This is a genomic window from Streptomyces sp. PSU-S4-23 (assembly GCF_055632315.1).
In genome coordinates this window covers 2,402,425-2,428,434 of record NZ_JBVMUU010000002.1, presented here as the reverse complement: position 1 = coordinate 2,428,434, position 26,010 = coordinate 2,402,425, and the positions used below count along the sequence as shown (strand labels likewise).

The window sequence follows — 26,010 nt, the reverse complement described above, 5'->3', positions numbered from 1 at the left end:
TTTGCCCTACAATGGCACGTTCTGGGATGTGTCGTCGTGGTCCTGTGGAATTCGCGGCTCGGGTCCGCGCTCCTCGGTGTGGGTGTGGGTGTGGGTGTGGGTGCGGGAGCCGGCCTGTACGGCATGCGTGATCGTGCCCCACACCCCTCGCCGGAAGACCAGTACGACGAGGATGAAGACGGCACCGGTGATCAGACCGGTCTCCTCGAAGCCGGATGTGGACAGCCAGTCCTCGAGACGGACGATGGCGGCGGCGCCCACAAGGCTGCCCCAGAGGGTGCCGATGCCGCCGAGAACGGTCATGACGACGACCTTGCCGGAGGTCGTCCAGTAGACCTCCTGCAAGGAGGCGAAGCCGTGGTTGACCGCGTACAGCCCGCCCGCGAGACCGGAGAGGAACGCGGAGACGACGAAGGCCACGAGTTTGTAGCGGTCGGCGGGGTAGCCCAGCGCCCGCACGCGATCGGGATTGTCCCGTACGGCGGCGACGACCCGCCCGAAGGGGGAGTGGACGATCCGCCAGGCCGCCGCCAGGCCGAGCAGCACCACGGGCAGGGCGGCGTAGTAGTAGACGAAGGGGTCGGACAGGTCGGCACCCGGCAGGGTGCGCGGGATGCCCTGCAGTCCGTTCTCCCCGCCGGTCACATCGCCCCACTGGTTGGCCACGAAATACACCATCTGCGCGAAGGCCAGGGTGATCATGGCGAAGTAGATGCCGCTGCGACGGACGGCGAGGTAGCCGATGGGCAGGGCGAGCAGCGCGGCGCCCAGGGCGCCGCCGAGCACAGCGGCGTGGAAGGGCAGTTGGCTCTGGATGGCGATCAGACCGGTCAGGTAGGCGGAGGTGCCCCAGAACGCGGCGTGGCCGAAGGAGAGCAGTCCGGCGTGACCGAGAAGCAGGTCGAAGGCGACGGCGAACAGGCCCCAGCACAGGATGTCGGTGGCGACCGGCGGATACAGCACCCACGGCAGGCCGAGGGCGGCCGGCAGCCCGGCGGCCGGCAGGCCCCACCGCAGCCACCCCGGCCGGGCACGGAGCTTGTCGAGCAGGGCGAAGATCATGCGTGTTCCTCCTTGCCGAACAGCCCGGCGGGCCGGATCAGCAGGACGAGGGCCATCAGGAGATAGACCAGGGTCTGGGACAGGACGGGGACGTAGAGGCTGCCGAGGGCCTGGAGCATGCCGATGGTGAAGCCGGCCAGCACGGAGCCGAAGACGGAGCCGAGTCCGCCGATGACGACGACGGCGAACACGGTGATGATCAGGTCGGCGCCCATGCCCGAGTTGACGGCCCGCATCGGAGCGGCGAGCACACCGGCCAGGGCGGCGAGTCCGACGCCGAAGCCGAAGACGGGAGTCACCCAGCGGCCGGTGTCGATGCCGAACGCTCGGGTGAGTGCGGGGCGCTCGGTGGCGGCCCGCACGATGGTGCCGATCCGGGTGCGGGTGAGCAGCAGCCATACGGCCAGGCAGAGGGCGAGCGACAGGCCGAGCGTGAAGACCTGGTAGCGGGGGAAGTCGAACAGCCCGAGGTCGACGGAGCCGGTGAGGGGCGCGTGCTCGTACGGCAGGGAGTGCGAGCCGTACCGCATGCGCAGCAGGTCCTGGCAGACCAGGGCGATGCCGAAGGTCAGCAGGAAGTTGTAGAGCGGGTCGAGGGCCATCAGCCGGTGGATCAGCAGCCGTTCGAGCAGCGTGCCGGTGGCGGCGAGGACGACGGGTACGAGGAGCAGCGCCCACCAGAAGCCGAGTCCGGCGCCGTCGGACAGCACGACCGCCCCGAAGGCGCCGAGCGTGTAGATCGCGCCGTGGGCGAAGTTCACCACCCGCAACATGCCGAAGATGACGGCCAGTCCGAGCGCGAGCAGGGCGTAGAAACTGCCGCTGACCATGCCGTTGAAGGTCTGTTGCAGGAACGAGGTCATGGGAGGTCCTTTGCGGTCCCGGGGGCGGCGGCCCGTCCGTCTCCGGCGGCGGGCCGCCGCGCCTGGTCGTCACTTCATCCGGCAGTCCGGCGAGGGCTTGTCGAACGCCTGGTCCCTCGGGACGGACTGCACGAGTTCGGTGTAGTCGCCGCTCTCCTTCGCCTCGGCGGGCGCCTTGACCTTCGCCAGATAGACGTCGTGGACGACCCGGTGGTCCTCGGGGCGCACCAGTGCGTTGCGGGCGAAGAAGTCACTGAACGTCGTGCCGTCCAGGACCTTCCTCACCGCTTCGGCCTTGTCCGTGCCCGCCTTCTGCACCGCCTCCAGGTAGTGGGTGGCGGCCGAGTAGTCGGCCGCCTGGTCGAAGGTCGGCCGCTGCCCCGTGCGCTGCTTGAACCGGTCAGCCCACTGGCGGGCCTCGTCGTCGACGTTCCAGAACCACGGCGTGGTGAACACGGTTCCGGCGAGCTTGTCCGCACCGATGGCCTTGATGTCGCTGTCGAAGAGCAGCCCGATGGCGAGCTGGATGCCCTTGTCCTTGAGCTTGAACTGCTGGTACTGCTTGACGACGTTGGCCAGGTCACCGCCGGCCTGCAAGACCCCCAGCACGTCGGGCTTCGGCTTCAGGGACGGGGCCTTGAGCAGGTAGGTGGAGTAGTTGTCGCTGGGGAAGGGGGTGGGGTCCTTGGCCACCACCTTGCCGCCGGCCTTCTCGACGGCGGCTTCGAACTTCGCCTGCATGTCCTGGCCGAAGGCGTAGTCCGGGTAGATCAGGTACCAGTTCCTGCCCCCTGCGGCGGTCACGCTGTAGCCGGTGCCGTGCGCCAGCATGTAGGTGTCGTAGGCCCACTCGTAGGTGTACTTGTTGCAGCTCCTGCCCGCGAGTTCGGTGGTGGCGGCGGCGGTGTTGAAGTACATCCGCCTGGACTGCTCGGCGACCGTCGCGACCGCGAGCGCCGCGGAGGACGTCGGTACGTCGAAGAGCGCGTCGGCCTTCTTGCGGTCGTACATCTCCCGGGCCTGTGTGTTGGCGACCTCCGGCTTGTTCTGGTGGTCGGCCTCGACCACCTCGATGTCCTTGGTGACCGCCATGGCGCCGTACTTCTTCTTGAAGTCCTCGACGGCCATCCGGACGGCCTCGACCGACCCCGGGCCGGCGATGTCGGCGTAGACGCCGGACAGGTCGGTGAGCACGCCCAGCACGATCTTGTTGTCGCTGATCTTGCCGCCGTCCGAACCGGGTCCGCCGCCTGCGCAGCCCGCGAGCAGCGCCCCGGCCGCGACCGCGGCCACGGCCATCGACAGTCTTCGCTTCATGGGTGGTGCCTCCTGATTGATACGTTCCGTGCGAGCGGAGGTATGGCGAAAAGTGATGGACCGTCACAGTCCGAGGTGTGTAAGGAGATCGGCCTCGCGTTCCCGTACGCCGTCGTTGTCCAGCGACAGGGCGATCCGGCCCTGTGCGAGGAGGTAGTGGCGGTCGGCGACGGTCGTGGCGAACCGCAGGTTCTGCTCCACGAGAAGCACGGCCACTCCGTGTTCCTTGGCCTCGCGCAGAATCTCGCCGATCCGCTGCACGATGACCGGGGCGAGCCCCTCGGTCGGCTCGTCGCACAGCAGGACGCGGGCACCGGCCCGCAGCACACGGGCCAGTGCGAGCATCTGCTGCTCGCCGCCTGAGAGATTGCCGCCGGGGAACCGGCGGCGCGCGGCCAGCACCGGGAAGACGTCGTAGATCCGCCCCAGCGGCCAGTCAGAAGCGGCCTTGGCCGGCGGCAGGGTGAGGTTCTCCTCCACCGAGAGGCCCGCGTAGATCCCGCGGTCGTCGGGCACGAACCCCAAGCCGAGGCGTGCCCGTCGGTGCGGCGGTGCTGAGGAGATGTCGCGCCCGGCCAGCAGCACCTGGCCGGAAGTCCCCCGGTGCAGCCCCATCGCACAGTTCAGCAGGGTTGTCTTGCCCGCGCCGTTGCGGCCCACCAGGGTGACCACCTCGCCCTCACCGACCCGCAGCGACACCTCGTGAAGGACCCTGGCCTCGCCGTAGCGGGCGCTGAGGCCGTTGATCTCAAGCAACCTCGGCCCCCAAATACGCCTCGATGACCTGCGGGTCCGCCTTCACCCGGTCGTAGGGGCCCTGCGCGAGCACGTCGCCGCGCTGCAGCACGGTCACCGTGTCGGCGAGCGAACCGACGATGCTCATGTTGTGCTCGACCATCACGACGGTGCGGCCCGCGCGGACCCGTGCGATCAGCTCCGTGGTCCGGTCGACGTCCTCCACGCCCATTCCCGCCGTCGGCTCGTCCAGCAGGAGCAGCTTCGGGTCCAGCGCGAGCGCCAGCGCCAGTTCCAGGGCACGCTTCTGCCCATAGGGAAGGCTTCCGGCGGGCCGGTCGGCCAGCAGTCCCAGACCCACCTCGTCGAGGAGTTCGGCGGCGCGGCCGGAGAAACGGCGCATCAGCCTGTCCGAGCGCCACAGACGGCGGCCCAGGCCGGTGCCGGACTGGAGGGCGAGCTCGACGTGCTCGCGTGCGGTCGCCTGCGGAAACAGGCTGGTGACCTGGAAGGATCGGGCGACGCCGAGCCGCGCGATGCGCTCCGGTGGCTGCCCGGTGACATCGTGCCCGTCGAACGTGATGCGCCCGCCCGACGGGGTGAGGAATCCGGTGAGCAGGTTGAACAGAGTGGTCTTGCCAGCCCCGTTGGGGCCGACCAGAGCGTGGACGCTGCCCTCGGCGACGCTCAGGTCCACCGCGTTCACGGCGCGGAAGCCCCGGAACTCCTTGGACAACTGGTGCGTGACCAGGATGGCGCGCGATTGATTCATGGCCGCCTCGGCTGCACGGGAAGGCACCGGCGGACGCCGATGTGCGGCAGACGCTAGATCCGGCCACCCCCGGCGGCCACGGAGACGGTCTCCACACCGAGCTTTCGGCCAGTGTGGGTTCCTTCCACCCCTGACCCGTCCGCCCCCCTGGCCCGGGCGGAATGGGGACCGGCTCCACTCGGAGCCACGCCGGACCGTGGTTTCCCTCCATGGCCGGGCCACCGCCGTGCGGTGACGATGTGCGCCATGCCGATGATGGAGACCCCCCTCAACACGTGGCTGCTCTTCGGCCACGCCCCGCGCTACTTCCCCGACACCGAGGTGACCACGCGGTTCCCCGACGGCCACGTGCACCGCTACACCTACGCCGACTTCGCCCGCAGGGCCCAGCAGTTGATGCACGCCCTGGACGCCCTCGGCCTTGCACCCGGCGAGCGCGTGGCGACCCTGGCGTGGAACAGCTACCGGCACTTGGAGGCGTACTGGGCCATCCCCTGCACCGGACGCGTCCTGCACACTCTCAACCTGCGGCTGTCCCCGGACGACCTGGCGTACGTCATCGGGCACGCCGACGACCGGGCCGTCCTGGTCGATCCGGACCTGCTGCCGCTGCTGGAGAAGGTGCACGCCCGCGGCGGCCTGAAAGGCGTACGGCACCTCGTTGTGCTCGGTGACTCGGTGCCCGACACCACGCTGCCCGGCGTCCTCGCCTACGAGGAACTCATCACCTCACAGCCGGCCGAGTACACCCCCCGGGACATCGACGAGAAGGCCCCGCTCGGCCTCTGCTACACCTCCGGCACCACCGGCCGCCCCAAGGGCGTGGTCTACACGCACCGCTCCACCGTGCTGCACGCCATCGCCGCCTCTTCGCAGGCTGCGATGGCGATCGGTCCCGGCGACTGCGTGCTGCCGGTGGTGCCGATGTTCCACGCCAACGCCTGGGGCGTGCCGTACACCGCCACCCCGTACGGCGCCAAGCAGGTGTTCTCCAGCGGCCCGCTGGATCCTGCGGCACTGGTCGGGCTGATGGCCGCCGAGCGGGTCACCGTGGCCGCCGGGGTGCCCACGATCTGGATGTCCGTCGCCGACGAGATCGCCGCCCGGGGCGGGCTGCCGGATCTGCGGCATCTGCTGTGCGGGGGCGCTCGCCCACCACGGACCCTGATCGAACGCTACCGCCGCGACCTCGGTATCCCGCTCGTCCAGGTGTGGGGCATGACGGAGACCTCACCGCTGGCCTCGCTGGCCTGGCCCAAGGAGCGGATGCGGGACTGGGCCGAGGAACGCATCACCGAGGTCGTGCGCACCCGGGCCGGACTGCCGCTTCCCGGCGTCCAGATGGAGATCCGCGGCGAGGACGGCCGCCCGCTGCCGTGGGACGGGGACTCGATGGGCGACCTGCTGGTGCGCGGACCCTGGATCGCCGGCTCCTACCTCGCGGGCGACGGCGCCGAGGCGTTCACCGAGGACGGCTGGTTCCGCACCGGCGACATCGCCATCGGCTCCCCGCACGGCTACATGGTCATCGCCGACCGCGCCAAGGACCTCATCAAGTCGGGCGGGGAGTGGATTTCCTCCGTGGACATGGAGTCGGCCGTCATGGCCCTGCCCGAAGTCACCGAGGCCGCGGTCATCGCCGTCCCCGACGCCAAGTGGCAGGAGCGCCCCCTGATCTGCGTCGTCATCCGCCCGGGCAGCACCATCACCCTCGACCGCGTTCGCGACCACCTCGAACGCAGCGGCTTCTCCCGCTGGCAGCTGCCGGATCGCATCGAGGTGATGGAGGCCATCCCGCGCACCGGAGTCGGCAAGTTCGACAAGAAGACGCTGCGGCGTCGCTTCGACGCCTGATCCGCTCCTCGGCACGACTCCGCCGGCACGCTGTGCACCACCGAGCCGCGCGTCGGTCCGCATCCGCATCGTTCGAGCCCCGACTTTCGAAAGGCCGCACCCATGCGCCCCAGTCGACGAAGCACCCTCCTGACCGCCGCCCTGCTCGCCACGGCCGCGGTCACTCCCGGCACCACGGCACGAGCGGCCGACGCCTCCGCCGGCACCTGCGGTCACCGGCACCCGCTGAGGGTGCCCGGTGCCGAACGGCAGCGGATCTCCTGTCACGACGACCTGACCACCAGCGCCCTGGCCGGCACCTCCTACACAGACACCACCGACCAGGGCGGTCTCATGGCCCAGGGCACCCACAACCCGTCGGGAGTGCCCGGGATGCAGATCGACGGCTACTTCCCCGACTCCTCGCACCTGAACACCACCCACGGCTGGAACCACGACGCCCAGTTCGTCATCCGCCTGCCCGAGCGCTGGAACGGCAAGCTGGTCGTCACCGGCGCCCCCGGGGTGCGCAAGCAGTACTCCCTGGACGCCCTCATCTCCGACTGGGTGCTGGCCCAGGGCTACGCCTTCGCCTCCACCGACAAGGGCAACAACGGCCCGAACTTCTACACCGACGGCCTGCACCCCGGCGATTCACTCGCCGAATGGAACCGGCGCACCACCCAACTCACACGCGCGGCCAAGGCCGTGGTGGCCCAACGCTACGGACGCGCTCCGCGGCGCACCTACATGACCGGCATCTCCAACGGCGGCTACCTCACCCGCTGGCAGCTCGAGAACCACCCCGAGCTGTACGACGGCGGCGTCGACTGGGAAGGGGCCCTGTGGCGGCCCGACGGCCCGAACCTGTTCACCTTCCTGCCCACCGCCGTAGCCCGCCAACTGGGACAGGCCGACGACGAGGACATGTACGCGGCCGGATTCACCCGCGGTTCGGAGTTCCTGTGGCCTTACCACGAAAAGGTGTACTGGGGCCTGACCCAGAAGGTCTACCGCGCCGCGTTCGACCCCGCCTACGATCCGGCCTGTCCCGGCACCTCGGCGGGATCGACCGCCGAGGAGATCCTCGCCCCCTGCCCCGCCGACGCCGCCTACGACTACGCCGCCCGTCCCCGCTCGGTCCATGACGCCGTCGCACGGATCTCCCTCACGGGACGTATCGGCAAACCCATGATCACCCTGCACGGCACCCTGGACGCCCTGCTTCCCATCGGCGTCCAGTCCGACGTCTACGCGCGGATGGTCACCGGCCAGGGCCGGGCCGGACTGCACCGCTACTACCGGATCGAGGGCGGCACCCACGTCGACAGCCTCTACGACACCCATCCCGACCGGCTGCGGCCCATCCTGCCCTGCTACCGGGCCGCCTTCACCGCCATGACGGCCTGGGTCGAGCACCACGAGGAGCCACCGGCCGGCCGAACCATCCCCCGGCCCCGCTCCGGCGACCTGGTCAACGGCTGTTCCCTGGCCTGAGACCGCGCCCCCGGCGTCCCGTTCCCCGCACGTGTTCCGGCCCCGGCTGCGGCATCTCCCGCTCCGGGGCCGGATCGCGTGTGCCGCAACGGCGGACGACTACAGCCCTCTTCGGCGCGGGGTGGGGTTCCACTCCATTACCGCACCCGCTGAGCCGGACGTAACGTCCCCGTGACTCCCCGAGCGCGCACCGATGTCCGAGGCCGGACCGAAGACCGGATGGCCTCCCCTCCCCAACCGTCGCTCTCACCAAGGTGGCACGATGAACCCAGCCTTCCCCCCACCATCGGCTTTCCCCCCACCACGGCGCCGTTTCGGCAGCAGGCGGCACGCACACGTCCCCGCACGCCGGCCGCGCGGTGCAGACCGCCGGCTGCACCCGCGCGCCGCGGCCGCCGTGACGCTGGTGCTCTCCCTCATCGCACTCACCCTGGGATTACTGGCTCCGGCTCCCGCGCGGGCCGCCACCCTGCAGGAGGTGACCGGCTTCGGCTCCAACCCCGGCAATCTGCGGATGTTCCGCTACGTCCCCGACGGGCTGCCGTCCGGGCGTCCCCTCGTCGTCGCCCTGCACGGCTGCACCCAGTCGGCCGCCGCGTTCGGCGACGAGACCGGCTGGACCAAGTGGGCCGACGCCTGGGGCTTCGCCCTCGTGCTGCCACAGCAGCAGAGCGCCAACAACGCCAACTCCTGTTTCAACTGGTTCCAGCCCTCCGACTTCTCCCGCGGTCAGGGTGAGGCCCTGTCCATCAAGCAGATGGTCGACAAGACGGCCACCGACTACGGGACCGACACGTCTCGTGTCTATGTCACCGGTCTGTCCGCCGGCGGGGCCATGACCACGGTGATGGCCGCCGCCTACCCCGACGTGTTCGCCGGTGCCGCCGTGGTCGCCGGCCTGCCCTTCGACTGCGCCCGCACCGTGATCGACGCACTGACCTGTATGAACCCTGGCACCGACCACACCCCGCAGCAGTGGGGCGACAGGGTCCGCGCCGCCTATCCCGGCTACGGCGGCCCCTACCCGACGATGTCGGTGTGGCACGGCACGCAGGACACCACCGTGGCTCCGATGAACCAGACCGAAATCGTGGAGCAGTGGACCGACGTCCACGGCACCGACGCCACGGCCGACCTCGGCGATACCGTGCAGGGCTACCCGCACACGGTGTACCAGGACGCCGCGGGTCGCGCCGTCGTCGAGTCGTACGGCATCACGGGCATGGGCCACGGCCAGCCCGTCGACCCCGGCAGCGGCCCCGCCCAGTGCGGCACGGCCGGCCAGTACCTGCCGGACATGAACATCTGCGCCTCGTACCGGATCGGCCACGACTGGGGCCTGGACACCACCGACGGCGGCGGTTCCCTGCCCGCTCCCGCCGGACTCACCGCCACCGCCGCCGACACTTCGGTGTCGCTGTCCTGGAGCGCCGTCGACGGGGCTGCCTCCTACCGGGTCCACCGCGGCGGCACCCTGGTCGGCTCGCCGGCCTCGACGACGTTCACCGACACCGGCCTCGCCCCCGGCACCACCTACAGCTACACCGTCGCCGCCGTGGACGGCGCCGGGGCGGTCGGCGCGTCCTCGGCGGTGACGCACGCGACCACCACGGGTGCGGCCCACCAGTGCTACACCGACAACAACTACAACCAGGTGGCCGCCGGACGCGCCCACCAGAGCCTCGGCCACGTCTACGCCAACGGCTCCGGCCAGAGCATGGGCCTGTACAACGTCTTCGTCACGCACACGCTTGAGGAGATCTCGCCCGGCCACTTCGTCATCGCGGACTCCGGCTGCCCGTCCTGACAGATCTCGCGGGGCGCCGGGGCTGCTTCGACGTGCGACCCTAACGGCGCGGTCCGCTCCCCGCCCCCGTTCGCCTCAGGACACGCAGTGAGTCGGTCGCCGAGACCTCCGTGAACCCGCCGGAGGCGAGTGCCCTCAGATAGACGCGGTACGGGGCCTGGCCGGTGAACTCGTCCTCCGGCTCCGGGAACACGTCGTGGATGACGAGCAGGCCGCCGTCGGCCACATGGGGGGCCCAGCCCTCGTAGTCGGCCGTGGCGTGCTCGTCGGTGTGGCCGCCGTCGATGAAGACGAGTCCCAGCGGGGTGTTCCAGACCCCGGCCACCTGCGGGGAGCGGCCGACGAGAGCGACCACGTGGTCCTCCAGCCCGGCCCGGTGCAGGGTGCGCCGGAAGGTGGGCAGGGTGTCCATCAGGCCGATCTCGGGGTCGACCGTCTCCGGGTCGTGGTAGTCCCAGCCCGGCTGCTGCTCCTCGCTGCCGCGGTGGTGGTCGACCGTGAGGGCGGTGACCCCGGCGGCGCGGGCGGCGCCCGCGAGCAGGATCGTGGAGCGCCCGCAGTAGGTGCCCACCTCCAGCAGGGGCAGCCCGAGCCGCCCGGCCTCGACGGCCGCCTCGTACAGCGCGAGCCCTTCCCGAAGGGGCATGAATCCCTTCGCGGCCTCGAAGGCGGCCAGGATCTCCGGCTCGGGTCCGCCCTGCCCGGGGGCGGCCGAGAGCTTGGGGGAGGGTGCCGCGGGCATGGAGGGTCCTCTCGGTCGTACGCGGGTCCGGGCGCCCATGCTGCCGCACCTCCCGCCGCGCGGGCGACGGGGGGTGCGGATCGGCGAGGGGCCCTCGGCCGGCACAGCTGCTCTCCGCGGACAGCGCGGTGCCCGCCTGGCGGCCCCGGCGGTCGGTCAGCGTGACCCCGGCGCGGGCGACCGGGCGCCGTCGGCGTCCAGGACCCGGCCGCGGAAGCCGCGCAGCGGGTGGACAGGCGGGCGTAGACCGGCGCGGTGAACATCATCGTCAGGCCCGGCGGTGCCACGCACAGGCCCGCGACGACCATGGACCGGCCGAGTCCGTAGCCGGTGGCGGCGGGCAGCTGGAGCAGCTGCGGCAGGACGAGCGAGTCCTTGACCGTCCTGTGCGGATCTGATGCGGAGTCAGGGCTGTCCTGGAAGTGAAACGTGTTCTACTCTGACTCCTCATGAGGGCCTATGTAGCCGGGGTCGGGATGACCAAGTTCGAGAAGCCCGAGACCCGTGAATGGCAGTACTGGGACATGGTGCGGGAGGCCGGTAGCGGTGCTCTCGACGATGCCGGGATCACCTACGCCGAGGTGGAACAGGTTCCCGTCGGCTACTGCTTCCAGCCGTCCACGGCCGGGCAGCGCGCCGCCTACGAACTCGGCCTGACCGGGGTGCCCGTCTACAACGTCAACAACAACTGCGCGACCGGCTCGACCGCCCTGATGCTGGCCCGGCAGCTCGTCGAGGGCGGGGCCTGCGACTGCGTGCTGGCGCTGGGATTCGAGAAGATGAAGAAGGGGGCACTGGGCCAGGGCGCCGACGGAGGCGACTTCTCCGCCTCCCCCGTGGCCCGGCACTACGGGATCATGGCCGCCCGGCACGGCTTCGAGATGACCCCGCCGACCGCGCAGATCTTCGGCGACGCGGCCCGCGAGCACATGGAGCGGTACGGCACCACCGAGGCGCAGCTGGCCGCCGTGGCCGCCAAGAACCACCGGCACTCGGCGCACAACCCGTACGCACAGTTCCAGGACGTGTACGAGGTGGACGACATCCTCGCCGCACGCACGGTGCACCGGCCGCTGACCCGGCTGCAGTGCTCGCCGACGTCCGACGGCGCCGCCGCCGCGGTCGTCGTCTCCGAACGCTTCGTGGAACGGCACGGCATGGGGGAGCGGGCCGTCGAGATCGTGGCCCAGGAGATGGCCACGGACACGGAGGAGTCCTTCGCGTCGGGCTCGTGCATCGACGTCGTCGGACAGCCGATGTCGCGTGCGGCGGCACGGCGGGTGTACGAGCGGGCCGGGCTCGGCATCGAGGACGTGGACGTCGTGGAACTGCACGACTGCTTCTCCGTCAACGAACTGCTGACCTACGAGGCGCTCGGCATGTGCGGGCCCGGCGAGTCGGGCCCGCTCGTCGAGTCCGGGGCCACGACGTACGGCGGGCGATGGGTGGTGAACCCGTCCGGCGGCCTGATCTCCAAGGGGCATCCGCTGGGCGCCACCGGGATCGCGCAGATCGCCGAACTGGTGTGGCAGCTGCGCGGGGAGGCGGGCGGGCGCCAGGCCGACGGCGCCCGGACCGGTCTGGCGCACAACATCGGGCTCGGCGGCGCGGCGGTCGTGACGCTGCTGCGGGCCGCCTGAGCGTTTCGCTCGAAGTCCGGAACACAAGTCCGGAACACAAGTCCGGAACATCGGCCGCGGGTTCGTCCCGGCCGGCCGCGCGGCCTGGGGCACCGGCGGATCCGGGGCGTGCGGCCGCAGGGCGGGTGGTCCGGACGCGGGGCGGGTGGTCCGGACGCGGGTCGCAGGTCGCAGGACCGAGGCCGGTAGGACGAAATACCGATGCGGAGCGGTACGGCGGTTGGAAGCATGACCCCATGCTCCGAGCCGCCGAAGACACCGCACGCCTCCGCCGTACCGCGCCGCCCACCTGGGTGGTGGTCGCGCTCGCGTGCGCCGGGCAGTTCCTCGTCGTGCTGGACGTGTCCGTCGTCAATGTGGCGCTGCCGTCGATGCGGGCCGACCTCGGGCTGAGCGCGCCGGGACTGCTGGGGGTACCCCCTCTGGGGGAGGGTCGTGAACGCCTACGCGATCGCCTTCGCCGGGTTCATGCTGCTCGGCGGGAGAGCCGGGGACCTGTACGGGCGCAAGCGGATGTTCCTCGTCGGGCTCTCCCTGTTCACGGTGGCCTCCCTGGGCGGCGGGCTGGCGGGGGAGGGCTGGCAGTTGCTGGCCGCGCGGGCCGCGCAGGGGCTGGGCGCGGCCGTCCTCGCCCCCTCGACGCTGACGCTGCTCACCTCGGCCGTCCCGGAGGGCGGGGCCCGCGCACGGGCCATCGCGACCTGGACCGCGGTGGGCGCCGGCGGCGGCGCGGCGGGCGGGCTCGTCGGCGGACTGCTGGTGGACGGGCTGTCATGGCGGTGGGTGCTGCTGATCAATGTGCCGGTCGGCGCCGTCGTCCTGGCCGGATCGAAGCGGTGGCTGACGGAGAGCCGCGCCGGTGACGGGCGGCGCCTCGACCTGCCCGGCGCGCTCCTGGTCACCACGGGTCTCGCCACGCTCGCCTACGGGATCGTGCAGACGGAGGCGGAGGGCTGGACGGCGGCGGCGACGCTGCTGCCGCTGTGCGCCGGGCTCGCCCTGGTCGGCCTGTTCCTCACCGTCGAGGCACGCACGAAGACCCCGCTGATGCCGCTGAAGCTGCTCCGGCTGCGGTCGGTGGCCTCGGCGAACGCGGCCATGTTCGTCTCCGGCTCAGCGATGTTCTGCATGTGGTTCTTCATGACGCTGTACGCACAGAACGTCCTCGGCTACTCGCCCCTGGACGCCGGTCTCGCCCTGGTGCCCAGCTCGCTGGCGGTGGTCCTCGGCTCGAAGCTCGCCCCGCGGGTCATGCCGGCCCTCGGGGCGCGGAACGTGGCGGTGCTCGGCACGCTGATCGCGGCCGCCGGGTTCGGCTGGCAGTCGACGATGACGGCGCACGGCGGGTATCTGACGGCGATCATGTTCCCGGGGATCCTGATGATGCTGGGTGCCGGCCTGGCGGCGACCCCGCTCGCCGCGCTCGCCACCTCGGGTGCGCGGCCGGGGGACGCCGGACTGGTGTCGGGCCTGATCAACACCTCGCGCACGATGGGCGGTTCCCTGGGGCTCGCGGTCATGTCGACGATCGCGGCGACCCGCACGGGGGGAGCCCGGTCGGCGCAGGCCCTGACGGAGGGGTACGCGGAGGCGTTCCGCACGAGCGGGGTCCTGCTGCTCGCGGGGGCCGTGCTGATGCAGGTGTGGCTGCCGCGCAAGAGCCCCGTCCGGTGAGGCAAATCGTGCGCCGGACCGTCGTGGAGGGAGCTCCGCTGGTCCTGTTCGACAACACGGTGGACGAGAGGCTGATGGAGACGGCGATCCCCCCAACGGTCAGCGTCGTCATGGTTCACGGCAGCCTGGTGTTCGGCCAGGTCGTCAAGGGCGTCGAGCAGGTCACCTGCACCTGGAGCGACGGCACGACCACGCAGGTCCGTCGGCGGCCCCCGGGCCACGACCTCCGGCGGCGAGGGGGCGATCCGCCCTGTCGACGGCCGGCCGGAGGACTGGTTCCTGTGTGTGGCGCCGAACGGTACGACTCTGACGTCGGTGAAGGCGACGCACCAGGAGAGGAACGGGTCCGGCGGACCTCACCGGGGCCCGGGTGTTCTCAGAGCCAGCCTTGCTGCCGGGCCTCCCGCATCGCCTCCATGCGGTTGCGGGTGCCCGTCTTGCCGATGGCGGAGGAGAGGTAGTTGCGGACCGTGGACTCGGAGAGATGGAGCCTGGCCGCGATGTCGGCGACCGTCGCCCCGTCCACGGACGCCTTCAGCACGTCGCACTCGCGCGCGGTCAGCGGGTTGGGGCCGGCGCTGAGGGCGGCCGCGGCCAGCGCCGGGTCGACCACCGTCTCGCCGCGCAGCACCCGCCGGATCACGGCGGCCAGCTCCTCCACCGGGCCGTCCTTGACCAGGAATCCGGCGGCACCCGCCTCCATGGCCCGGCGCAGATAGCCGGGCCGGCCGAAGGTGGTGAGGATCAGCACCCGGCAGCCGGGGGCCCGTTCGCGCAGTTCGGCCGCCGCTTCCAGGCCGCTGATGCCCGGCAGCTCGATGTCCAGCAGGGCCACGTCCGGGCGGTGGGTCAGCACCGCGTCCACGATCGTGTCGCCGGAGGAGAGCTGAGCGACGACCTCGATGTCGTCCTCCATGCCGAGCAGCAGGGCCAGGGCCCCGCGCATCATGCCCTGGTCCTCGGCGAGCAGGACCCTGATGGCCTTTGCGGGGTGCTGACGTCGGGGCGTCTCGTCCACGGGGCCAGCGTACGGTGCGGGCCGGCGCCCCGAGAGCCGTCGCCGGCCGTCCGGACGGGTGCGGCCGTGCGCGGTCACTCGGCCCCGGGTGCCGCGGCCGCCGTCGGCGCCTGCACGGAGCCCGGCTCCACGGGGGGTTCGGCCACGGGGAGTCCGGCCTCGACGGGGGGTTCGGCCTTGGCGGGGGGTTCGGGCTCGACGGGGGGTTCGGCCTTGGCGGGGGGTTCGGGCTCGACGGGGAGTTCGGGCTCCACCGGCAGTTCCGCGGTGACCCTGAAGCCGCCGCGCGGCGAGGGGCCCGCCCGCAACGACCCGCCCGCCGCCGCGAGGCGTTCCGCCAGGCCCTTCAGCCCCGTCCCGTCGGCGCCTCCGGGAGCCGGCGCGGAGGACGTGCCCGTACCGTTGTCGGCGACCGTCAGCCGGACCCGCTCCGAAGTGCCGTCGACGGTGATCTCGCAGCGGGCCGCGCCGCTGTGGCGTACGGCGTTGGTGACCGCCTCGCGGACCACCCAGCCGAGCAGGGCCTCGGTCCGGGGGCCCAGCGGCGGGCCCGACCGGTGCACGACGGGTTCCATGCCGGCGGCGGTCAGGGCCGAGCGGGCACGGTCCAGTTCCGTGGCGAGGCTGCCCTCGCGGTAGCCGGTCACCGCCTCGCGGATCTCGGTGAGCGCCTGGCGGCCCACGGACTCGATGTCCGTCACCTCCACCAGCGCGGCCTCCAGATCGCGGGGGGCCAGGCGGCGGGCCGCCTCCGACTTCACGACGATCACCGACAAGGTGTGGCCGAGCAGGTCGTGCAGGTCGCGGGAGAAGCGAAGGCGTTCCTTCTCCACCGCGCGCCGCGCCAGTTCCTCCCGGGCGGCGCGCAGTTCGCGCACCGCCTCGGAGAGGGACAGGAGGGCGGCCGTCACCATGGTCGACAGGAAGGTGCCGTAAGCGATGCCGATCCCGTCCCAGCCCTCGCGCAGCCCGGCGACCGCACCGGCCAGCGCGCTCAGCCCGAGGCCCGTCCGCCCGAGCGCCGGGCCCCGTACGATCGCGCCCGTCGCCAGCCCCAGCAGCGGGAAGAACAGCAGCCAGCTGCCGCCGTAGCCGAGGGCGAGGGCACAGGTCACCACCCCCATCAGCAGCAGTGCCGTCCGCGTGGAGCGCGCCTCGCGCCGGCTCCTGTCGAAGGCGCGGAACGCCACATAGACATAGCAGGAGTTGAAGGTGAGCAGACCGAGTGCGCCGATCCACGGGTTGGGGGTCTCGGCCCGGAGGACGTTGGAGAGCGAGCCCGTCCCCATCAACAGCCAGGGCAGCAGGGAGTAGCCGCTGGGCGGCGGTCCCGCGTCGTCCAGCGGCGGGAAGGCCCGGCCGGTCCGGTGGCACGCCTCCGCAGTGCCCGTCCTTCGCCTTGTCCCCGTCTTCGCCCGTAGCCCGGTCATCGTCTTCGCCCGTAGCCCGGTCATCGTCGTCGCCCTCGTCCCCGTCATCCGCGTCATGCCCACGACGCTACGGGTGCGGGAGCCGGCCCGGCAGCGCCGCTTGTACGCGATCGGCCGGGACAAATGTCATGGGTGCCGCCGGCCGTGGGGACGCGAAGCCGATCTGACGCTGCGTCAGCAGGCTTCACAACTGCGGAAGGCTGGGCTATACAGGGGGGCGCCGTACTGGAACGCGTTCTAGAACGGGCGGGTTCCACGGCCCCGTGACGACCCCGGTGCGGCCGACGGTGCGGACGGCCGCACCGGGGTCTTTCCCCGCCAGTGTCAGGAGCCCCATGCCCATCGACGAAGCTGCGGCCCTCGCAGCCGAACCCCGCTCCGGCGAGATCACCTGGGATCACAAGGACGTTCAGCTCTACCACCTCGGCATCGGCGCCGGCGTCCCCGCGACCGACCCCGACGAACTGCGGTACACCTTCGAGTCCCGGCTGCACGTCCTGCCGAGCTTCGCCACCGTCGCGGGCGCGGGCGCCCCCGGCGTGATCAGTGGCCTGTCCATGCCGGGTGTGGAGGTCGACCTCGCCCGAGTGCTGCACGGAGGCCAGACCCTGCGGATCAACCGCCCGCTCCCGGCCGAGGGAAGGGCCACCGCCACATCCCGTGTCGCCGCCGTGTACGACAAGGGCACGGCCGCCATCCTCGTCCTGCGCACCGACGTCGCCGACGCCGACGGCCCGCTGTGGACCAGCGACGCGCAGATCTTCCTGCGCGGCGAGGGCGGCTGGGGCGGCGACCGCGGCCCGTCCACCCGCCTGGCACCGCCCGCCGACGAGCCGGACCGGGTGGTCGAGCGGCCGATCCGGGAGGACCAGGCCCTCCTCTACCGCCTCTGCGGCGACTGGAACCCGATGCACGCCGACCCCGACTTCGCGAAGACCGCCGGGTTCGAGCGGCCCATCCTGCACGGCCTGTGCACCTACGGGATGACGCTCAAGGCGGTCGTGGACACGGAGCTCGACGGCGACGTGGCCCGCGTCCGCGCCTACTCCACGCGCTTCGCCGGGGTCGTCTTCCCGGGCGAGACCCTCCGCATCCGCATGTGGCGGCAGGACGGTGCGGTCCGGGTCTCCGTGAGCGCGGCCGAACGGGACGACGCCCCGGTCCTCGCCGACACGATCGTCGAACACTCCTGAGCCTCCGGGCCACCGGGCCACTCAGGCACTCAGGCACTCAGGCACTCAGGCACTCAGGCACTCAGGCATATAGGGCCACCGGGCCACCGAGACTTCGAGGGGAGCCGCACCATGCGCGCAGCCGTGCTGCAGGAGATCGGCCAGGACAAGCTGGAGGTCTTCGACGACGTCGAGGCGACGGGGTTCGGCCCCGGCAGGGTCAGGATCCGGGTGCGCGCCACGGGGCTGTGCCACTCGGACCTGTCCGCGATGAGCGGCGTGCTGCCGCAGCCCGCCCCGTTCGTGCCCGGCCACGAGGGCGCGGGCGAGATCCTGGAGGTCGGCGAGGGCGTGCGCAACGTCAAGCCGGGCGACCGGGTGGTCGTGTGCTGGCTGCCGGCCTGCGGCGCGTGCCCCGCCTGCAAGCGCGGGCAGACCGAGCTGTGCCTGGCCGGGTTCATGAACGCGGGCACCCCCAACTTCAGGCGGGCCGGCGGCGATGTCTTCGGCTTCGCCGGCACCGGCACCTTCACCGAGGAGGTCGTCGTCGACGCGGGCTGCGCCGTGCCGATCCCGGACGACGTGCCGTACGACATCGCCGCCCTCATCGGCTGCGGTGTGACCACGGGCCTGGGCGCGGCCCTCAACACGGCGGACGTCGAGGCCGGCTCGTCCGTCGCCGTCATCGGGTGCGGCGGTGTCGGTATCTCCGCGATCCAGGGGGCGCGGCTCAAGGGGGCCGCCGAGATCGTCGCCGTCGACCCGGTCGTCTCGCGCCGCGAGGCCGCGCTGAAGTTCGGTGCCACGAAGGCGGTCCCGCCCGAGGAACTGCCCGACGCCAAGCAGCAGGTCACCGGAGGCGAAGGCTTCGACTACGTCTTCGAAGTGGTCGGCAGGTCGGCCACGGCCCGCACGGCGTACGAGAACACCCGCCGCGGCGGCACCCTCGTCGTGGTCGGCGCGGGCGCGATGGACGACGTCCTCCAACTCAACATGTTCGAGCTGTTCTTCGACGAGAAGCGGATCCTGCCGTCCCTGTACGGCGGCGGGGACGTCCTGCGCTCGTACGAGCGGACCATCGCGCTCTGGCGCGCCGGGCGCATCGACCTGGCGGGACTGATCACGCACCGGGTGCCGCTCACCGGGATCAACGAGGCGCTGGAGCAGATGCGGACGGGCACCGCGCTGCGCACCTGCATCGAGATCTGAGCCCTTGGTGCCTCCCCGTTCATCCGACAGTTTCGACAGCGTTCCGAAAGGACCTTGATGTCGCTGCCACTGGAAGGGCTGTCCGCGGTCGTCACCGGCGCGGGCCGGGGCCTGGGCCGGGCCGAGGCGCTGGAGCTCGCCCGGCTCGGCGCGTCCGTCGTCGTCAACGACTACGGGCAGCCGGGCCGGGACGGTTCCGGTCAGGCGTCCGCGGCCCCCGCCGAGGAGGTCGCCGCCGAGATCCGCGCGGCGGGCGGCCGGGCCGTCGCCCACACCGGGGACGTCGCCGACTTCGAACAGGCCCGGGCACTCGTCGAGTCGGCCGTCGCCGAGTTCGGGAAGCTGGACGTCCTGGTCAACAACGCCGGCATCCTGCGCGACCGCATGGTCTTCTCGATGTCCGAGGACGAATGGGACTCGGTGATCCGGGTCCATCTCAAGGGCCACTTCAACACGACCCGCTTCGCCGCCGCGCACTGGCGGGCGCGCTCCAAGGCGGCGGACCGCCCGGTGTACGGGCGGATCGTGAACACCTCGTCGGAGGCGTTCCTGGCGGGTTCGGCCGGACAGCCCAACTACGCGGCGGCGAAGGGGGGAATCGTCGGCCTCACGACATCGACGGCGCTCGCGCTCGCCAAGTACGGGGTGACGGCCAACGTGATCTGCCCGCGCGCCAGGACGCGTATGACGCAGGACGTCTTCGCCGGCTTCGCACAGCCGGAGGGGGGCCTCGATCCGCTCGCTCCCGAGCATGTCGCGCCGCTCGTCGGCTATCTGGCGTCACCCGCCGCGGCACGGGTCAACGGCCAGCTCCTGGTCGTCCACGGCGGCCTGGTCGCGATCGTCGACCGGCCGCGCGTGCGGGCGAGGTTCGACACCAGGCGGGACGCCTTCACCTACGACGAACTCGGCGCGCTGCTCACCCCGCACTACGCGCAGCGGCCGGAGGGGGAGACGTTCGCGGCGGCGGAGGTACTCGGGCTCCGGCACGAGCGGGACTCGGCGGACCGGGCGCCGGCTTCGGCGGACCGCTGAGCGGCCGTGCGGTCTAGCGGCCGAGCGGCCGTGCGGCCGTGCGGCCGTGCGACGGGGCGGCGGGGCGTCCGGAAGGGGGCGAAAGCCCGTACGTGACGGCTGCCCGTGCGTGACGGCTTCCCTTACGCGACGGCCCCGCCCGTCGTGGGACGGGCGGGGCCGTGTGCTGCGGCGGCCGGCCGGCCGCCGCCCGGCTGACGCGCGGTCAGCGTGCGTACGGTTCCTCGCGGGCCGCCGTCAGGCCGCCGAGCCGGCCCGTTCGGACTCCTGCCCGGACGGCTTGCGGTGCCGGCCGTGCGGAGCCGCCTCGGACTCCTGCGCGGAGACCGGGCCGCGGTGCCGGCCGTGACCCGAGAGCTGGTGGGCCTCGGCGGACAGCGGCATGGTCGTACTGGTGTCGTTCATCGGAAAAGTTCACCCCGTCAACATGATCCTTCGTACAGCCGGGCGAGTCTAACGGGCGGCGGTGACAGTCGTCTCGGCGATTTGGGCCGTCGTGCCGCGCGCGTCGCCGTGCCCTTCACCGTCCGCGGGCACCTCCGCGCGCATCTTCAACGGGCGCCGCGCCGCGAAGAACCGGGCCAGGGGCGCCACCTCCCGCACCGTGGGCCCCCGCAACGGCGCCTCCCGCAGCGGCACCGGCCGCGCCGCCTCCTGCTCCGCGAACCCCGGGACCGGCCCCCCGGTCTCCTCCCGCACCGCGGGCAGGGCCGCGGGCAGGGCCGCCGGCAGGGCCGCGGGCAGGGCCGCCGGCCGCCCGGCCGGCTCCAGCCGCGCCACCCCGCACCGCACGACGCCGGTCGTGTACGGCAGCCGCAGCACCCCGTCCCGCGTCCACAGCCCCGCCCCGGTCAACCAGCCCGCAGGCGGAGCGAGATGGTGGATCCGGCGGTCCACGGGGCGCCACACCGCGACCCAGGTGCCCGCCGGCCCGTCGATCCGCAGCGCCACCGCGCAGCCCTCCGGCATCAGCGCGTTCCCCGGCTGGATCGCGAACGGCGTCGCCGGGCAGTCCAGCAGCAGGCACTCGGGGAAACGCACCGGCAGCCTGCTGCCCATCACCCCCCACCCCAGCCGGTGGCGGCCCGGTGACGGCGCGTCGGACCGGATCAGCAGCAGCCCGCTGTCCGGGTCCGCGAGCACCAGACGGTCGTCGCTGCCGTCCGCGATCTGCAGCAGGGGCGACATCTCACCGCCCCGCGCCAGATCCACCACCACCGTCCTGGTGGGACCCCCGTCCGGTGTGCGGTCCAGGGCCAGCAGCCGGCCCGTACGGTCCAGCCACACCCCGCCCGAGCACCGGCCGGGCACCTCGGCCAGGCGCTCCGGCCCGAAGGCCCCGCCCGACACGAGCCACACGGTCGCCGACTCCCGGCCCGCCGCGAGCGCGAACGCGCGGTCCCCGGTCGGCGCGGGCGGCAGCAGCCACAGCCGCGTTCCCTCCCCGGGGCACTCCACCGCGCCCAGCGGCAGTTCCCCCGTCCCCGGTCCCGTCGGATAGAGCAGCGAGAACGTGTGCCGCCCGTCCGCGACGCGGTGGATCAGCACCCGCCCGTCGGCCATCGGCTGTACTTCGGTGCCGGGTTCCTCCGGCTGGTTGCCCGGCAGCGGCACGGCGTACGGTTCGGGGCCGGCCAGGGTCCAGCGCTCGGGGTACCAGGAGTCGCCGTCCAGGGCGAGGCGCGCCGCGTAGGTACCGTCCGCGGTGATCACGCATCCGGGTCGGGCCGCCCAGTCGTTCCCGTTCTCCGTGGCGGTCATGAAGGCACAGGCCGTCATCGTTCGGTCACCTCCCGCAACGAAGCTAGTTTTCGTACGCACGGGCGTGGCATCGGCGAGCCGCTGCTTCACACAAAGGGGTGTTCGTCCCACGGTTTGTCCGAAAAAACGGGGGCGGATGTGCTGCAGCAGGGGGCGCACGGCCCGCCGTCGCGCACCCCTGTGCCGTCCGTCCCCTCCCCGCCTGGGCGAATGGCCCGTGACCGGTGGGACACGGACCCGGGGCAGGTAGCCTTTTCCCCGTGCCCCGTCTGTCTGAAGTCATCGCCGCGCTGGAGACCCTGTGGCCCGCCGAGCGGGCCGAGTCCTGGGACGCGGTCGGCACGGTCGTGGGCGACCCCGGCCAGGAGGTCTCCCGGGTCCTCTTCGCCGTCGACCCCGTACAGGAGATCGTCGACGAGGCGGTGGGGCTGGGCGCGGATCTGCTGGTCACCCACCATCCGCTCTACCTGCGCGGTACGACGACGGTGGCGGCCTCCACCTTCAAGGGCCGTGTCGTACACACCCTCATCAAGAACGACATCGCGCTGCACGTCGCCCACACCAACGCCGACCGCGCCGACCCCGGCGTCAGCGACGCCCTCGCCGCCGCGCTCGACCTCAGGGTCGTGCGCCCCCTCGTGCCGGACCCGACCGATCCGGAAGGCCGCCGGGGCCTCGGCCGCGTCTGCGAGCTCGACCACCCGCTGACCGTCCGCGAACTGGCCGCCCGCGCCGCCGAACGGCTGCCCGCCACCGCGCAGGGCATCCGCGTCGCCGGCGACCCCGACGCGCCCGTCCGCACGGTCGCCGTCAGCGGCGGTTCCGGCGACAGCCTCTTCGACGACGTCCGGGCGGCCGGCGTCGACGCCTTCCTCACCGCGGACCTGCGCCACCACCCGGCGTCCGAGTTCATGGCCGCTCACACCCACCGTCCTCTCGCGCTGCTCGACGCGGCGCACTGGGCCACCGAGTGGCCCTGGTGCGAGCTGGCCGCGTCCCAGCTCGACGAGATCTCCGACCGGCACGGATGGGACCTGCGCGTCCACGTCTCGACGACGGTCACCGACCCCTGGACCGCCCACGCGGCGTCCGCCACCGCCCTTCCAACGAGCGCTGCGCACGCCTCTTCCCCTTCGTCGCCCACCACCGCCCCTGCAGAGAGCGCCTCACGCGCCCCCTCCGATCCTCCTGGAGCCCCCAACTGAACGCCGCGTCCGCCGACCAGATCCGACTCCTCGACGTCCAGGCCCTGGACGTACGCCTCCAGCAGCTTGCGCACCGTCGGAGGTCCCTGCCCGAGCACGCCGAGATCGAGTCGCTGACCAAGGACCTCACGCAGCTGCGCGATCTGCTGGTGGCCGCGCAGACCGAGGAGAGCGACTGCGCCCGCGAGCAGACCAAGGCGGAGCAGGACGTGGACCAGGTGCGCCAGCGCGCCGCCCGCGACCAGCAGCGCCTCGACTCCGGCGCGGTCACCTCCCCGAAGGACCTGGAGAACCTCCAGCACGAGATCGCCTCGCTCGCCAAGCGGCAGGGCGATCTGGAGGACGTGGTCCTGGAGGTGATGGAGCGCCGCGAGTCCGCGCAGGAGCGGGTCGGCGAGCTGACCGGGCGGGTCGCGTCGGTGCAGTCGAAGATCGACGACGCCACGGCACGCCGGGACGCGGCCTTCGAGGAGATCGACGGCGAGGTGGCCTCGGTGACCAAGGAACGCGAGGTCATCGCGGGTTCGGTGCCCGCGGACCTGCTGAAGCTCTACGACAGGCTGCGCGAGCAGCAGGGCGGCATCGGCGCGGCCAAGCTCTACCAGCGCACCTGCCAGGGCTGCCGCCAGGAGCTGGCGATCACCGAGCTGAACGAGATCCGCGCGGCGGCGCCCGACACGGTCGTCCGCTGCGAGAACTGCCGCCGCATCCTGGTGCGCACCAACGAGTCCGGTCTGTAAGAGGCCTACGGCGTGCGGGAGTTCATCGTCGAGGCCGACGGCGGGTCCCGGGGCAACCCGGGGCCCGCGGGCTACGGCTGTGTGGTGCGGGACGCTGCCACGGGCGAAACGCTGGCGGAGCGCGCCGAGTTCATCGGCGTCGCCACGAACAACGTCGCCGAGTACCGCGGGCTGCTGGCGGGGCTGTGCGCGGCCCACGAGCTGGACCCCACCGGGCGGGTGCACGTCCGCATGGACTCCAAGCTGGTCGTGGAGCAGATGTCGGGCCGCTGGAAGATCAAGCACCCGGACATGAAGCCGCTGGCGATGCGGGCCGCCGCCGTGTTCCCCGCCGCACGGGTCACGTACGAGTGGATCCCGCGCGAGCGCAACAAGCACGCGGACCGGCTGGCCAACGAGGCGATGGACGCGGGGAGCCGGGGCGAGCGGTGGAGTGCCTCCCGGCCCGCCGGGGAGCCGGGCGCCCCGGCCGTGACGGTGCCCGAACCGTCCGGCCCACCGGGCGACGCGCGCGCCGGGGCGGCACGCGCGCGGGCGGCTCTGGCGGCGGGCAGCGGTCCGGCGCCCAAGGGGGCGGGTGAGGGAGCGGCGACCGCCGGGGTGGCCGCCGCGGGGCCAGGTACGCCGGGCGGGCCGGTTATGCCGGGCGGGGCGGGTACGCCGGCCGTGACGGTGCCCGAACCGTCCGGCCCACCGGGCGACGTGCGCGCCGGGGCGGCTCTGGCGGGGACCGGCGGTCCGGGTTCCGTTCGCCCGGGCGCGGTTGCCCCTGGTGAGCGTGCCCCCGTCGAGCGTGCCCCCGTGGAGAGTGCCCCCGTGGAGAGTGCCCCCGTGGAGAGTGCCCCCGTGGAAAGTGCCCCCGTGGAAAGTGCCCCCGTGGCGCGTGCCCGTGCCGACGTCCGGGCCGCCCGTCATGTCGCCTCCGTCCCGCCCCCCGACCTCGGCGCCCCGACCACCTTCGTCCTGCTGCGGCACGGTGAGACCCCCCTCACCCCGCTCAAGCGGTTCTCCGGCAGCGACGGCGGCGACCCGGCCCTGTCCGACACCGGCCGGCGCCAGGCCGAACGCGTCGCCGCCGCGCTGGCCGTGCGCGGCACCGTCCAGGCCGTCGTCTCCTCGCCCCTCGCCCGCTGCCGCGAGACCGCCGGGATCGTCGCCGCCCGCCTGGGGCTGGCGGTGAGCGTCGAGGACGGGCTGCGCGAGACCGGTTTCGGAGCCTGGGAGGGCCTGACGTTCGCCGAGGTACGCGAGCGCTACCCGGACGACATGGACGCCTGGCTGGCCGACCCGGAGGCCGCGCCCACCGGCGGCGGCGAGAGCTTCGCGGCCGTCGCCCGCCGGGTCTCCGCCGCGCGGGACGACCTCATCGCCGCCCACGCGGGCCGCACGGTTCTGCTCGTCTCCCACGTGACACCCATCAAGACCCTCGTCCGCCTGGCCCTCGGCGCACCCCAGGAGGCCCTGTTCCGCATGGAGCTGTCCGCGGCGTCCCTGACGGCGGTGGCGTACTACGCGGACGGCAACGCCAGCCTCCGCCTTCTCAACGACACGTCCCACCTGCGCTGAGTCAACGGCCGACGGCGCGGTGCCGCCGCCCCCCGGCCGCCCCCCGGATCCGGGCCCGGTCCCCGTCCGTCGCTGCAGACCGTTGCAGCGGTTGCACCTTGTGCAACGGACGGGGCGCCGGGCTCAGTGGATCTCCGAGACCACCACGTCCAGCGACCACGCCCTCCCCGCCCTGGCCGGCGCCTCCGCCTCCACCGTGTGACCCAGGTCCCTCAGCGCCACCACCAGTTCCGCCGGGTCCTTCGGCGCGGCCCCCGCGGCCAGCAGACCGCGCACGATCCGCCCCTTCGTCGCCTTGTTGAAGTGGCTGACCACCGACCGCTTCTCCACACCGTCCACGACCTGGGAGTGCAGCACCCGCACGGTGGCCGTCCGCCCCGCCAGCTCACCCTTCGGCCTCCACGCGGCCGCGTACGCGGAGGAGCGCAGGTCCAGCACCAGACCGTCACCGGCCGCCTCGGGCAGGACGGCGGCCATCGGCGCCCGCCAGTACGCGCCCAGCGCCCCGAGCCCCGGCAGCTTGACGCCCATCGAGCAGCGGTAGGAGGGAATCCGGTCCGTCACCCGGACCGCGCCCCACAGTCCCGAGAACACCAGCAGGGAACCGGCCGCGCGACGCCTGGCCGCCGTGTCCAGCGAGGCCAGGCCCAGGGCGTCGTACAGCACACCCGTGTAGATCTCCCCGGCGGGCCGCGCCCCCGCCGTCCGCAGCCCGGCGTTCTTGGCGACCTCACCGCGCAGGCCCTCGCTGAGCCCCAGCACCTCGCGCGCCTTCTCCTCGTCGCCGCTGCACAACGCGACCAGTTCGTCGAGGACGGCCTCCCGTGCGGCGGTCAGCCCCGGCAACGACAGCGACTCCAGCCTCAGCGGGGCACCCCGGCCGGAGGGCGCCTTGCCTTCGGAGGGCGGCAGCAGGACAAGCACACGTACTC

The 26,010-nt window shown here is 72.6% G+C and carries 21 protein-coding genes and 1 pseudogene; 11 read left to right on the top strand and 11 right to left on the bottom strand.

Features of this window, described 5'->3' with window-relative positions:
* Window positions 1-6: 6 nt before the first annotated feature.
* The 5 genes from ACZ79I_RS11790 to ACZ79I_RS11770 all read right to left on the bottom strand — a co-directional run bounded on the left by ACZ79I_RS11790 (window position 7) and on the right by ACZ79I_RS11770 (window position 4,749).
* Entirely contained in the window at window positions 7-1,062 is a 1,056-nt protein-coding gene (locus ACZ79I_RS11790; RefSeq protein WP_471496734.1) for a branched-chain amino acid ABC transporter permease, read from the bottom strand.
* A complete protein-coding gene (locus ACZ79I_RS11785) occupies window positions 1,059-1,925 on the bottom strand; it encodes a branched-chain amino acid ABC transporter permease (protein WP_471496733.1) in 867 nt (288 codons plus the stop codon). Before ACZ79I_RS11785 ends, ACZ79I_RS11790 begins: the two co-directional genes overlap by 4 nt.
* Before the next feature lie 69 nt (window positions 1,926-1,994).
* Window positions 1,995-3,242 carry an ABC transporter substrate-binding protein gene (locus ACZ79I_RS11780; protein ID WP_471496732.1) on the bottom strand — a complete coding sequence of 416 codons (1,248 nt, stop codon included), beginning with the start codon at window positions 3,240-3,242 and terminating at the stop codon, window positions 1,995-1,997.
* 63 nt (window positions 3,243-3,305) lie between these two features.
* On the bottom strand, window positions 3,306-3,998 hold the full coding sequence (locus tag ACZ79I_RS11775; protein WP_471496731.1) for an ABC transporter ATP-binding protein: 693 nt from the start codon (window positions 3,996-3,998) through the stop codon (window positions 3,306-3,308).
* On the bottom strand, window positions 3,991-4,749 hold the full coding sequence (locus tag ACZ79I_RS11770; protein ID WP_471496730.1) for an ABC transporter ATP-binding protein: 759 nt from the start codon (window positions 4,747-4,749) through the stop codon (window positions 3,991-3,993). Before ACZ79I_RS11770 ends, ACZ79I_RS11775 begins: the two co-directional genes overlap by 8 nt.
* A gap of 246 nt (window positions 4,750-4,995) precedes the next feature.
* Between ACZ79I_RS11770 and ACZ79I_RS11765 the strand changes: the two genes are divergently transcribed.
* The 3 genes from ACZ79I_RS11765 to ACZ79I_RS11755 all read left to right on the top strand — a co-directional run bounded on the left by ACZ79I_RS11765 (window position 4,996) and on the right by ACZ79I_RS11755 (window position 9,886).
* Window positions 4,996-6,603 carry a long-chain fatty acid--CoA ligase gene (locus ACZ79I_RS11765; RefSeq protein ID WP_471496729.1) on the top strand — a complete coding sequence of 536 codons (1,608 nt, stop codon included), beginning with the start codon at window positions 4,996-4,998 and terminating at the stop codon, window positions 6,601-6,603.
* Window positions 6,604-6,705: 102 nt separating this feature from the next.
* Window positions 6,706-8,079 carry a tannase/feruloyl esterase family alpha/beta hydrolase gene (locus ACZ79I_RS11760; protein WP_471496728.1) on the top strand — a complete coding sequence of 458 codons (1,374 nt, stop codon included), beginning with the start codon at window positions 6,706-6,708 and terminating at the stop codon, window positions 8,077-8,079.
* 403 nt (window positions 8,080-8,482) lie between these two features.
* Window positions 8,483-9,886, top strand: coding sequence for an extracellular catalytic domain type 1 short-chain-length polyhydroxyalkanoate depolymerase (locus ACZ79I_RS11755; protein ID WP_471504887.1), 1,404 nt, complete (start codon window positions 8,483-8,485; stop codon window positions 9,884-9,886).
* 40 nt (window positions 9,887-9,926) lie between these two features.
* Here the strand turns inward: ACZ79I_RS11755 and ACZ79I_RS11750 are convergent, their stop codons facing one another.
* Complete coding sequence (locus ACZ79I_RS11750) at window positions 9,927-10,628, bottom strand: class I SAM-dependent methyltransferase (RefSeq protein ID WP_471496727.1); 702 nt, start codon at window positions 10,626-10,628, stop codon at window positions 9,927-9,929.
* Window positions 10,629-11,077: 449 nt separating this feature from the next.
* Between ACZ79I_RS11750 and ACZ79I_RS11745 the strand changes: the two genes are divergently transcribed.
* Together ACZ79I_RS11745 and ACZ79I_RS11740 are read left to right on the top strand one after the other, a co-directional pair.
* Window positions 11,078-12,268: a lipid-transfer protein gene (locus ACZ79I_RS11745; RefSeq protein ID WP_471496726.1), complete on the top strand. Its 1,191-nt coding sequence runs from the start codon at window positions 11,078-11,080 to the stop codon at window positions 12,266-12,268.
* 236 nt (window positions 12,269-12,504) lie between these two features.
* Window positions 12,505-13,942, top strand: a pseudogene (locus ACZ79I_RS11740) (MFS transporter).
* A 376-nt stretch (window positions 13,943-14,318) separates the two neighbouring features.
* Here ACZ79I_RS11740 and ACZ79I_RS11735 read toward each other — a convergent pair.
* Complete coding sequence (locus tag ACZ79I_RS11735) at window positions 14,319-14,960, bottom strand: response regulator (RefSeq protein ID WP_471496725.1); 642 nt, start codon at window positions 14,958-14,960, stop codon at window positions 14,319-14,321.
* 74 nt (window positions 14,961-15,034) lie between these two features.
* A complete protein-coding gene (locus ACZ79I_RS11730) occupies window positions 15,035-16,414 on the bottom strand; it encodes a sensor histidine kinase (RefSeq protein WP_471504884.1) in 1,380 nt (459 codons plus the stop codon).
* A gap of 311 nt (window positions 16,415-16,725) precedes the next feature.
* On the opposite strand from ACZ79I_RS11730, the gene ACZ79I_RS11725 reads away from it, so the two are divergent.
* The 3 genes from ACZ79I_RS11725 (at window position 16,726) to ACZ79I_RS11715 (ending at window position 19,806) form a co-directional block, all read left to right on the top strand.
* A complete protein-coding gene (locus tag ACZ79I_RS11725; protein WP_471496723.1) occupies window positions 16,726-17,583 on the top strand; it encodes a MaoC/PaaZ C-terminal domain-containing protein in 858 nt (285 codons plus the stop codon).
* A 111-nt stretch (window positions 17,584-17,694) separates the two neighbouring features.
* A complete protein-coding gene (locus ACZ79I_RS11720; RefSeq protein ID WP_471496722.1) occupies window positions 17,695-18,771 on the top strand; it encodes a Zn-dependent alcohol dehydrogenase in 1,077 nt (358 codons plus the stop codon).
* A gap of 57 nt (window positions 18,772-18,828) precedes the next feature.
* Window positions 18,829-19,806: a 3-oxoacyl-ACP reductase gene (locus ACZ79I_RS11715; protein ID WP_471496720.1), complete on the top strand. Its 978-nt coding sequence runs from the start codon at window positions 18,829-18,831 to the stop codon at window positions 19,804-19,806.
* A 237-nt stretch (window positions 19,807-20,043) separates the two neighbouring features.
* Here ACZ79I_RS11715 and ACZ79I_RS11710 read toward each other — a convergent pair whose 3' ends face one another.
* Window positions 20,044-20,211 (bottom strand): hypothetical protein, encoded by a 168-nt coding sequence (locus ACZ79I_RS11710; protein ID WP_471496718.1) that lies wholly within the window; start codon window positions 20,209-20,211, stop codon window positions 20,044-20,046.
* A gap of 48 nt (window positions 20,212-20,259) precedes the next feature.
* Entirely contained in the window at window positions 20,260-21,585 is a 1,326-nt protein-coding gene (locus tag ACZ79I_RS11705) for a hypothetical protein (RefSeq protein WP_471496717.1), read from the bottom strand.
* Between the two features lie 242 nt (window positions 21,586-21,827).
* Between ACZ79I_RS11705 and ACZ79I_RS11700 the strand changes: the two genes are divergently transcribed.
* The 3 genes from ACZ79I_RS11700 to ACZ79I_RS11690 are packed head-to-tail and all read left to right on the top strand — an operon-like array spanning window position 21,828 to window position 25,078.
* Window positions 21,828-22,772, top strand: a complete 945-nt coding sequence (locus tag ACZ79I_RS11700) for a Nif3-like dinuclear metal center hexameric protein (protein ID WP_471496715.1) — start codon at window positions 21,828-21,830, stop codon at window positions 22,770-22,772.
* The gene (locus tag ACZ79I_RS11695; protein WP_471504881.1) at window positions 22,769-23,512 is read left to right on the top strand and encodes a zinc ribbon domain-containing protein; all 744 of its coding nucleotides are present in this window, start codon (window positions 22,769-22,771) and stop codon (window positions 23,510-23,512) included. The genes ACZ79I_RS11700 and ACZ79I_RS11695 overlap by 4 nt, the downstream gene beginning before the upstream one ends.
* Before the next feature lie 12 nt (window positions 23,513-23,524).
* The gene (locus tag ACZ79I_RS11690) at window positions 23,525-25,078 is read left to right on the top strand and encodes a bifunctional RNase H/acid phosphatase (RefSeq protein WP_471496714.1); all 1,554 of its coding nucleotides are present in this window, start codon (window positions 23,525-23,527) and stop codon (window positions 25,076-25,078) included.
* A gap of 123 nt (window positions 25,079-25,201) precedes the next feature.
* Here ACZ79I_RS11690 and yaaA read toward each other — a convergent pair whose 3' ends face one another.
* A complete protein-coding gene (gene yaaA, locus ACZ79I_RS11685; protein ID WP_471496713.1) occupies window positions 25,202-26,002 on the bottom strand; it encodes a peroxide stress protein YaaA in 801 nt (266 codons plus the stop codon).
* Window positions 26,003-26,010 lie beyond the last annotated feature (8 nt).